We start from the raw sequence: 7,693 nt of genomic DNA, 5'->3' as shown, positions 1-7,693 counted from the left end.
GCTATTACTTAAACTGCGATTACTATCGCTATGACTGGATCCAGAACCTGGGCATCGACCTGGGCGTGAACGTGGAGCAGGTCTCCGACAGGCTCTATGTGGCGGACGATGGCATTGAGCTGAGCAAGTTCATCGAAATCATAGATGCCTTCGTGAACCAGGATCCCGATGGCAACGGCGAGAACGACACCGTGGGCGTCACAGGACAGAACCTGACCCACGGCCAGTATTTCAGCGCCTACGGCTTCCACAGCGGCGTCAACGATGTGGACGGCAAGGCGGAAATGTACTATGTGCTTCCCGAATACAAAGAGTTCTTAAAGGGCTTCGCGGAGCTCAACGCCCGCGGCCTGGTGGATCCGGATATCATCCAGGGCAACCGCCAGCTCATGTGGGATAAGGTGAACAGCGGAAACGCCGGCTATTACATCGTCTCCACCAACGCGCTGCAGTCATCCTGGGCTCTGGACCGCCCGCCCCTGCAGTTGCTGGAGAGGATTCCCGAGGCTACCATCCTGGCCACCCCTGGAATCAAGCCTGACGGCGGCACAGTGCAGTCCCTGGTGAATCCGTCTCCCGCCTATGAGAATTTCTTCGTCAGGGCGGACATCGATGATCAGAAGCTCGCCAAGATTCTGCAGTTCGTGGAGCTGGCCTGGTTCGGCGGCGGCGACAAGGATTTCCATGCGTCCATGATCTACGGCGAGAAGGATGTAGACTGGAAGTGGAATGACGAGGGGACAGCTCCTGTGAAAATCAACAACCTGGCGAACGGCGAGAGGGGAACCTGGACGTTCGGTCAGCTGGGCCAGGATGCGGACATAAGCGGCTGGATTGCGGACGATCCGCTGTTCAATGCAGGCAATAAGTACTGGACCGGTCCCGACGGCTCCTGGATGAAGTTCCAGCATCCGGAGTACAAAGCGGACATTTCCAATGTGACAGACCTCGCCACCATCAATGCGGAGGTTTCCGGAGACATCAACGCCTATGTGGGCGAGTACCGCACGCAGGTCTTCCTGGGGCAGAAGGATTTGGACTCCACCTGGGATGAGTATCTAGCGGAGCTTGAGCGCCTGGGCTACAGCAGACTGATGGGCGAATACGAGAAGCTGGATCCTCTTCAGGACATCATTGCCAGCTATGGAAACTAACGAGAATTGTGAATACATCTGACGCCAGGGTCTGGCCCTGACGGGCAGATGGCCGAAGGTCTGGCCATGGGGCCGATGGAGGCATAGAATCTATGTTGAGTCCCTGACAGATTTCCGTTTTGTCAGGGACTTTTCATTGAAAGGAGAGAACTATATGAATTATGTAAAGCAGGGAGAACTGGGAGTGGTGACGGCCAGCATAGGCCCGAAGGAGGACAACCCCAGAAACAGCGAAGGGACATTCCTGGAGCTCCAGGACGGTGAGATCATATTCGTGTACAGCCGGTTCAGGGGGGACAGCAGCCACGATGAAGCCTTTGCGGATCTGAGCCTTATCCGCTCCACGGACGGGGGCAGGACCTGGGGCGAGGATGAGATCATCCTGACCTATCAGGGGGAGGACGGCGTCAACATGATGTCGCCGGCGCTGCTGATGATGAACAATGGCGACGTGGGCCTGTTCTACCTGGTCAGGCTTACCTACAAGCGCACGCAGATTTTCCTGCGCCGTTCCTCCGACAAGGGGAAGACCTGGGGGGAGAGAGTGGTGTGCACGCCCCAGGAAGATTTCTTTGTAATGAACAACGACAGGGTGGTAAGGCTTGCCAGCGGCAGGATCATCGTTCCCGTGGCCAGCCACCGCACCGGAGATAATTATATGGACGGCCGTTCCCTGGCCATGTTCTTCTACTCGGACGATGATGGAGCCACCTGGAAATGTGCCAGAGACAAATGCGCCATGCCTTATTCATCCTTCTGCTACTCCGGCCTTCAGGAGCCTGGGGTGCTGGAGCTGGCGCCAGGGATACTCTGGGGATGGGCCAGGACGGATCTGGGGAACCAGTATGAGATGTTCTCCATGGACGAAGGGGACAGCTGGACGGCATGCCAGCCCTCGCGCTTCACTTCGCCCAACAGTCCCCTGAGCATGCGGCGGGACAGCGACGGAACCATATACGCGGTGTGGAATCCGATTCCCATCTACAATGGCCGTTTCGAGGCCTGGGAGCCTGTCACGGGGGGGAGGTTCCCTCTGGTGATCGCGGCCAGCCGTGACAACGGAAAGACATTTTCCCATCCCACCATCGTTGAGGGAGACGAGACCAGGGGATACTGCTATACAGCAATCCTGTTTACAAAAGACGCCATGCTGCTGGCCTACTGCGCGGGAAATAAGGAGGACGGGCACTGCCTGACCAGAACCCGTATCCGGCGCATCGAGAAGAGTCAGCTTGAGGAGTTCTGTACAGGCGCATGGCTGAACCGCAGATGACATACACATAGGAAAGAACAGCAGTGGCTTCGGACATCGGACTCAGTCTGCCGCCGTGCCACAGGATTAACCGTTGCCATTTCAAGCCTTCCCGAAACAGAAGGCTTGAAATATACATGGATTATAACAGTTTTCTGGAGACGGCCTCTGAGACAGCCACCCGGCTGGCCAGGGTCTCCTGGGGGTTGTTGGAGCAGAAGGCCTGGAAGAGGCAGTCTATGAGCAGCAGCTGTCCCATTTTAGCGCTCACGGAACCCGCGTGGATGGGATTTTCATTGTATCCGCAGACGAGCGTCACCTCCGCCAGCTCCGCGGCAGGGGAATTGGGGAAATGAGTGATCAGGATTATGGGGACGGAACGTTCCCTTGCCAGATTCAGCAGCTCCTGTACGTCCTTTGTGGAACCGGAATAGGAGAAGAACAGGATTACGTCCTCCGATGTAGCCAGGGCTGTATGGATAATCTGCAGATGGGAATCCGAGATGTGGACAAAATTCGGGGAGATGGTGGAAAACAGCGCAGACGTCTCCATGGCCATGACCATTCCGGCACCCTGGCCGAAACAATACACATGCCGGGCGTTTGACAGCAGATCCACAGCACGGTTGAAGGAATCCGGACTGAGCTGTTCGATGGTTTCCCGGATGGACAGGACGTAAGAATCAAAAAGTTCCCTGCTGATAGTGCCCAGGGCATCATCCGTTTTCGGATGCTCGGCCATCGTCTCGCTGACCTGCTGCCTTTGGTTGAAGGAATAATCGGATTTTGCCAGGGCGATCTTCAGGTTGTTGTAGCCCAGAAGCCCCATCTTCTGGCAGAAACGGGTGATAGTGGCCTCCGATACGCCGCTGCTCTCCGCCAGCGAGTTGATGGACAGGTACTGCACTTCTGTGGAATTCGCGAAGATATATCCGGCCAGCTTCTTTTCGGAGCGGGTGAGTGTGCTGTAGCGTTCTGTCAGGGAATCGAGGAAGGATCCGGCCATATTTGTTCTCTCCTTATTATATATATTTTTGGTGATTAAATCTTGCACAAAACCCGGATAAATGGCATTACTTGCTGCACATAATGGTTGGCAAGAATTAAATGCCATTTATATAGATGTAAAATAATCATAAATACTGTTTTCAAATGTTGTCTAAATGAATATAAGCCATTATAATATATGTTGTCGGAAAAAGCAACCGGAAAGAAAGAAGGTAGAAAATGGAGAAAAGCAAAGCAAAGTATCAGGGAATCATCCCGGCGTTCTACGCGTGTTATGACAAAGAAGGCCGGGTAAGCGCCGAAAAAGTGGAAGAGCTGACGGCACACTTGGTGGAGAAGGGCGTGAAGGGGCTCTACGTGGGGGGATCCTCAGGGGAATGCATCTACCAGGACGTGGAGGAGCGGAAGCTGACGCTGGAGCATGTGATGAAAGCTGCGGCAGGGAAGCTGACCGTCATCGCCCATGTGGCCTGCAACAATACCAGGGACAGCCGTGAGCTGGCCGCCCACGCGGAGGGCCTGGGCGTGGACGCGATAGCCGCCATACCGCCTATTTATTTCCATCTGCCCGAGTATGCCATCGCGCAGTACTGGAACGACATCTCCGACGCGGCTCCCAACACGGATTTCGTGATCTACAATATCCCCCAGCTGGCGGGCGTGGCCCTGACGCTGCCCCTGTTTAAGGAGATGAAGAAGAATCCGAGGGTGAGGGCCGTGAAGAACAGCTCCGTGCCGGTGACGGATATCCAGACCTTCCGTATGGAGGGAGGAGACGATTTTGTCGTCTTCAATGGGCCTGACGAGCAGCTGGTCTCCGGGCTGGCCATGGGGGCGGACGGAGGAATCGGCGGCACATACGGCGTCATGCCGGAGCTTTACATGAAGATCATGGAGCGCTACCAGGCGGGCGACATGAAGACTGCCATGGAGGTCCAGGACGAGGCCACAGCCATCATCTATGCTATGTGCGGCTGCCACGGCAATCTGTATGCCGTGATGAAGGAAATCCTGAAGATCAGGACAGGAATCGACATCGGAACGGTGCGCAGGCCCATGCCCTGCCTGGTGCCCGAGGACATGCCCCAGGTGGAGAAGTGCGCGGGTATGATCGACGCGGCCATAAAGAAATATTGCTGATCAGATTTAGAAGATTCCAAATTTATATAATGAAGATTTCCCGTCTCTGACAGAATTTATGGCCCTGTCAGAGACGGGCTTTTTTTGATAAAAGACAGTTGCAATCCGCCCTATGTCTATGTTACCATAGATGCAGACAGATGCCTGGCAGCGTTATGCAGTCGGGCTCCATGTCAAGAAATCACAGCGAGGGGAAGGCCATAGGACGAATCGGCGGGCCCCTGAAAGGAGGCATACACAGCATGAGCAGCATGAGAGGAATCGACACCCCCGTCCGCCAGCGCAGGAGACGGGTATTCAGGGAAGTGGCGAACCTGGCGTACAATTCGACGAACCTGAAGGACGACATGGAGGCGCTCCCCTATAAAATAGTGGACTACGAAGAGCCCTTATACTGGGAGAGCGTGTACCGGGACAGGGCCATCATCCGGGAGCGCATCCGCCTGGCCATGGGCATGAGCCTGCGCCCGGAGAACAGGGAGCATCCCGGCCATCTGACCCAGGGGCTGGAGGAGAGCGACATCGATGAGAAATATTATGAACCGCCCCTGATGCAGGTGATTCCTTCCGCCTGCAACGCCTGTCCGGAGAACCATTATGAAGTCACCAGCTCCTGTATGGGCTGCGTGGCCCATCCCTGCCACAGCGTATGCCCCAAAGGGGCCATCTCCATGGTGGACGGCAAGTCCGTGATCGACCAGGAGAAATGCATCAAATGCGGAAAGTGCAAGGAAGTATGCCCCTATGACGCCATCTGCCACAAGGAGCGCCCCTGCAAGGCGGCCTGCGGCGTGGACGCGATCAAATCCGACCGGTTCGGCAGGGCTTACATAGACAATGACAGATGCGTGTCCTGCGGGATGTGCATGGTCAGCTGCCCCTTCGGGGCCATAGCGGACAAGTCCCAGATATTCCAGCTGATCCGCGCCATGCAGTCGGGCAGGGAGATCATCGCCCAGGTGGCCCCGGCTTTCGCGGGACAGTTCGGGCCGAAGGTCACGCCGGAGATGTTCAAGACGGCTCTGAAGGAGCTGGGCTTCGCGGATGTGTACGAGACGGCCATCGGCGCGGACTTGGGCTGCATGGCGGAGGCGGAGCATTACGTGAACGAGGTGGCCACAGGGAAGCAGAGCTTCGCCCTGACCTCCTGCTGTCCCTCCTGGTCCGTGATGGCCAAGCACCTCTTCCCGGAGACCATCGACAAGATCAGCAACGAGCTGACCCCCATGGTGGCCACGGCCAGGATCATCAAGCGGGAGCACCCGGACGCACAGGTGGTGTTCATCGGCCCCTGCGCCTCCAAGAAGCTGGAGGCCAGCCGCAGGACGATCCGCTCGGACGTGGACTTCGTCATCACTTTTGAGGAATTGACAGGGATGTTCGAGGCCAGGGGCATCCTCTTAGAGGAGATAAAGGCCATGGACGAGATGGAGGACGCCACCGGGGCGGGCCGTGGCTACGGAGTGGCAGGCGGCGTGGCGGGTGCCATCGAGGAGTGCATCAAGACCTATTACCCCGGCACCGAGGTGAAGATAGAGCACGCGGAGGGCCTGACGGAGTGCAAGAAGATGCTCCTTCTGGCCAAGGCCGGGCGGAAGAACGGCTGCCTGATAGAGGGCATGGCCTGTCCCGGAGGCTGCGTGGCCGGAGCCGGGACGAACATCGCCATCCCTCAGGCCATGAAGGAAGTGGCGAAGTTCAAGGCCCAGGCCCGGGAGACGGTGCCACGGGAGACGGATGCCTGAGAAGCCTGAGAAGGTTAAATGCCTGAAAAGTTCAAGAAAATGGATCCCATGCCTGAAAGCAGACAGGCATGGGATTTTCTTTTGGGCAGTAGTCACAAAAGACGGACAATAGAAATGTGAGAAATGTACAAAAATGTACATTTGTGAAAATGATTACCATATTGCAGTTGCAATTCTGCTTTTACTTGTTATAATTATATTGTACATTTTAGTTTATTTTGTAAAGGGAGGAATAAGCATGAAGTGCGTAAAGGGCATCTACTTGCTGCTGCATCGGAAGCGGCATCGGCGTATGCTGCGTACTAACTTATTTATAAAAGGAAACTGTAAAATATACAACATGGCATAGTGTGTGACTGATAGAAAGGTATAATTTTGATATGGAAGAAAAATATTTTTATATCCAGCCCGAAACGGCAAGGGGGCTGTTGGCCCAAATGAAGGAAATGAAAGCCGCAAAACGCGGCGTTGACAGGCAGGCATATCTGATAGGCGAATATGCGGTATTGACTGCATCTAAAATCAAGCTCAGGAATGTTACGACGCGCGATGATGACCTTGCCTATTTTGACGAATTGATCAAGACTCTTATGGAGTTGAAAGAGCAAGGCGTTGGGGTCGTCCCTATACTTGGGTACTGTGTGGAGCCAAACAGCGAAAACGGAAATGGCTATATCATCCAGTCGCGGGCGAAAGGCGAGGAGCTTTACGACGATTCGATTATGAAAGAACTTTATGTCGGCAAACCTCATCTTGCATATCTTTCAAGCGATACTGATGCGAAAGAATATGTTATTTCCAGAACGAATGCAATATCCAAAGTACCGCAAAAACACTTTGACAAATTCATAAGGGACATTATTGTTCTACTGGATAACGATATTTTGATAGATTTCAATACGAAAAGCAATTTTTTCTACGATGATACCGCCGGTTTTCAGTTTATTGACCTTGATTCTCACACTGATTATAAATACGGATTAACTGAAGACAAAATGGACGGGAGGGAGATTGCCGCATATTACGGCTTTACGCCCTGTCATTATGCGGTCGGGACAGAGGTGCTTCCAAACCTTGCGTTGGATGAGAAAGCTTTTTCGATGATTGATGATGAAAAATTGCATCAGCTCGCTCTGGATAATAAAACGATTACCGAAAAATGCAGGACTGCATTGCTGAATAATGGAATCTCGGAAGAGCAGCTGGGCAATTCACTTGCGATACATAAGCTGTTCGGATGCTGAATGGACAGCGTCGGCAGGAACAGTGCTGTGCAGTAAGGAGGAAATAATATGCAGAAAGGAAATGGTATTTTAGCTAATCTCAAATATATCATGTCCTTGTGAGTTGAAAGTTTGTAGCACTAAGAAGCCATGGAATCCCACTGCTCCCCC

6 protein-coding genes are annotated in these 7,693 nt (G+C 54.0%); 5 read left to right on the top strand and 1 reads right to left on the bottom strand.

Translation table 11 applies throughout. The features are described 5' to 3' along the window. The first annotated feature begins 65 nt into the window (after positions 1-65). Together Q2B33_RS21800 and Q2B33_RS21795 are read left to right on the top strand one after the other, a co-directional pair. The gene (locus Q2B33_RS21800; protein WP_300914247.1) at positions 66-1,154 is read left to right on the top strand and encodes a hypothetical protein; all 1,089 of its coding nucleotides are present in this window, start codon (positions 66-68) and stop codon (positions 1,152-1,154) included. Between the two features lie 154 nt (positions 1,155-1,308). Further along, positions 1,309-2,427 (top strand): sialidase family protein, encoded by a 1,119-nt coding sequence (locus tag Q2B33_RS21795; RefSeq protein WP_300565686.1) that lies wholly within the window; start codon positions 1,309-1,311, stop codon positions 2,425-2,427. A gap of 121 nt (positions 2,428-2,548) precedes the next feature. On the opposite strand, the gene Q2B33_RS21790 is transcribed toward Q2B33_RS21795, so the two are convergent. Next, positions 2,549-3,412 (bottom strand): MurR/RpiR family transcriptional regulator, encoded by an 864-nt coding sequence (locus Q2B33_RS21790; RefSeq protein WP_296472720.1) that lies wholly within the window; start codon positions 3,410-3,412, stop codon positions 2,549-2,551. Between the two features lie 221 nt (positions 3,413-3,633). On the opposite strand from Q2B33_RS21790, the gene Q2B33_RS21785 reads away from it, so the two are divergent. From Q2B33_RS21785 to Q2B33_RS21775, 3 genes are all read left to right on the top strand, one after another. Next, entirely contained in the window at positions 3,634-4,554 is a 921-nt protein-coding gene (locus tag Q2B33_RS21785) for a dihydrodipicolinate synthase family protein (RefSeq protein ID WP_296472719.1), read from the top strand. A gap of 251 nt (positions 4,555-4,805) precedes the next feature. Then, a complete protein-coding gene (locus Q2B33_RS21780) occupies positions 4,806-6,299 on the top strand; it encodes a 4Fe-4S dicluster domain-containing protein (RefSeq protein ID WP_296472739.1) in 1,494 nt (497 codons plus the stop codon). Between the two features lie 380 nt (positions 6,300-6,679). Then, positions 6,680-7,543, top strand: coding sequence for a hypothetical protein (locus Q2B33_RS21775; protein ID WP_300565683.1), 864 nt, complete (start codon positions 6,680-6,682; stop codon positions 7,541-7,543). Positions 7,544-7,693: the final 150 nt, after the last annotated feature.

This window comes from uncultured Acetatifactor sp. (genome assembly GCF_948601915.1).
Classification (GTDB): domain Bacteria; phylum Bacillota; class Clostridia; order Lachnospirales; family Lachnospiraceae; genus Acetatifactor.
The sequence above is the reverse complement of the archived record's forward strand: the minus strand, read 5'-3'. Positions and strand labels throughout refer to the sequence as shown.

Coding starts and splice junctions, on each gene's coding strand:
- Q2B33_RS21795 (WP_300565686.1), top strand. CDS start 1,309: ATGAATTATGTAAAGCAGGGAGAACTGGGAGTGGTGACGGCCAGCATA.
- Q2B33_RS21780 (WP_296472739.1), top strand. CDS start 4,806: ATGAGAGGAATCGACACCCCCGTCCGCCAGCGCAGGAGACGGGTATTC.
- Q2B33_RS21790 (WP_296472720.1), bottom strand. CDS start 3,412: ATGGCCGGATCCTTCCTCGATTCCCTGACAGAACGCTACAGCACACTC.
- Q2B33_RS21775 (WP_300565683.1), top strand. CDS start 6,680: ATGGAAGAAAAATATTTTTATATCCAGCCCGAAACGGCAAGGGGGCTG.
- Q2B33_RS21785 (WP_296472719.1), top strand. CDS start 3,634: ATGGAGAAAAGCAAAGCAAAGTATCAGGGAATCATCCCGGCGTTCTAC.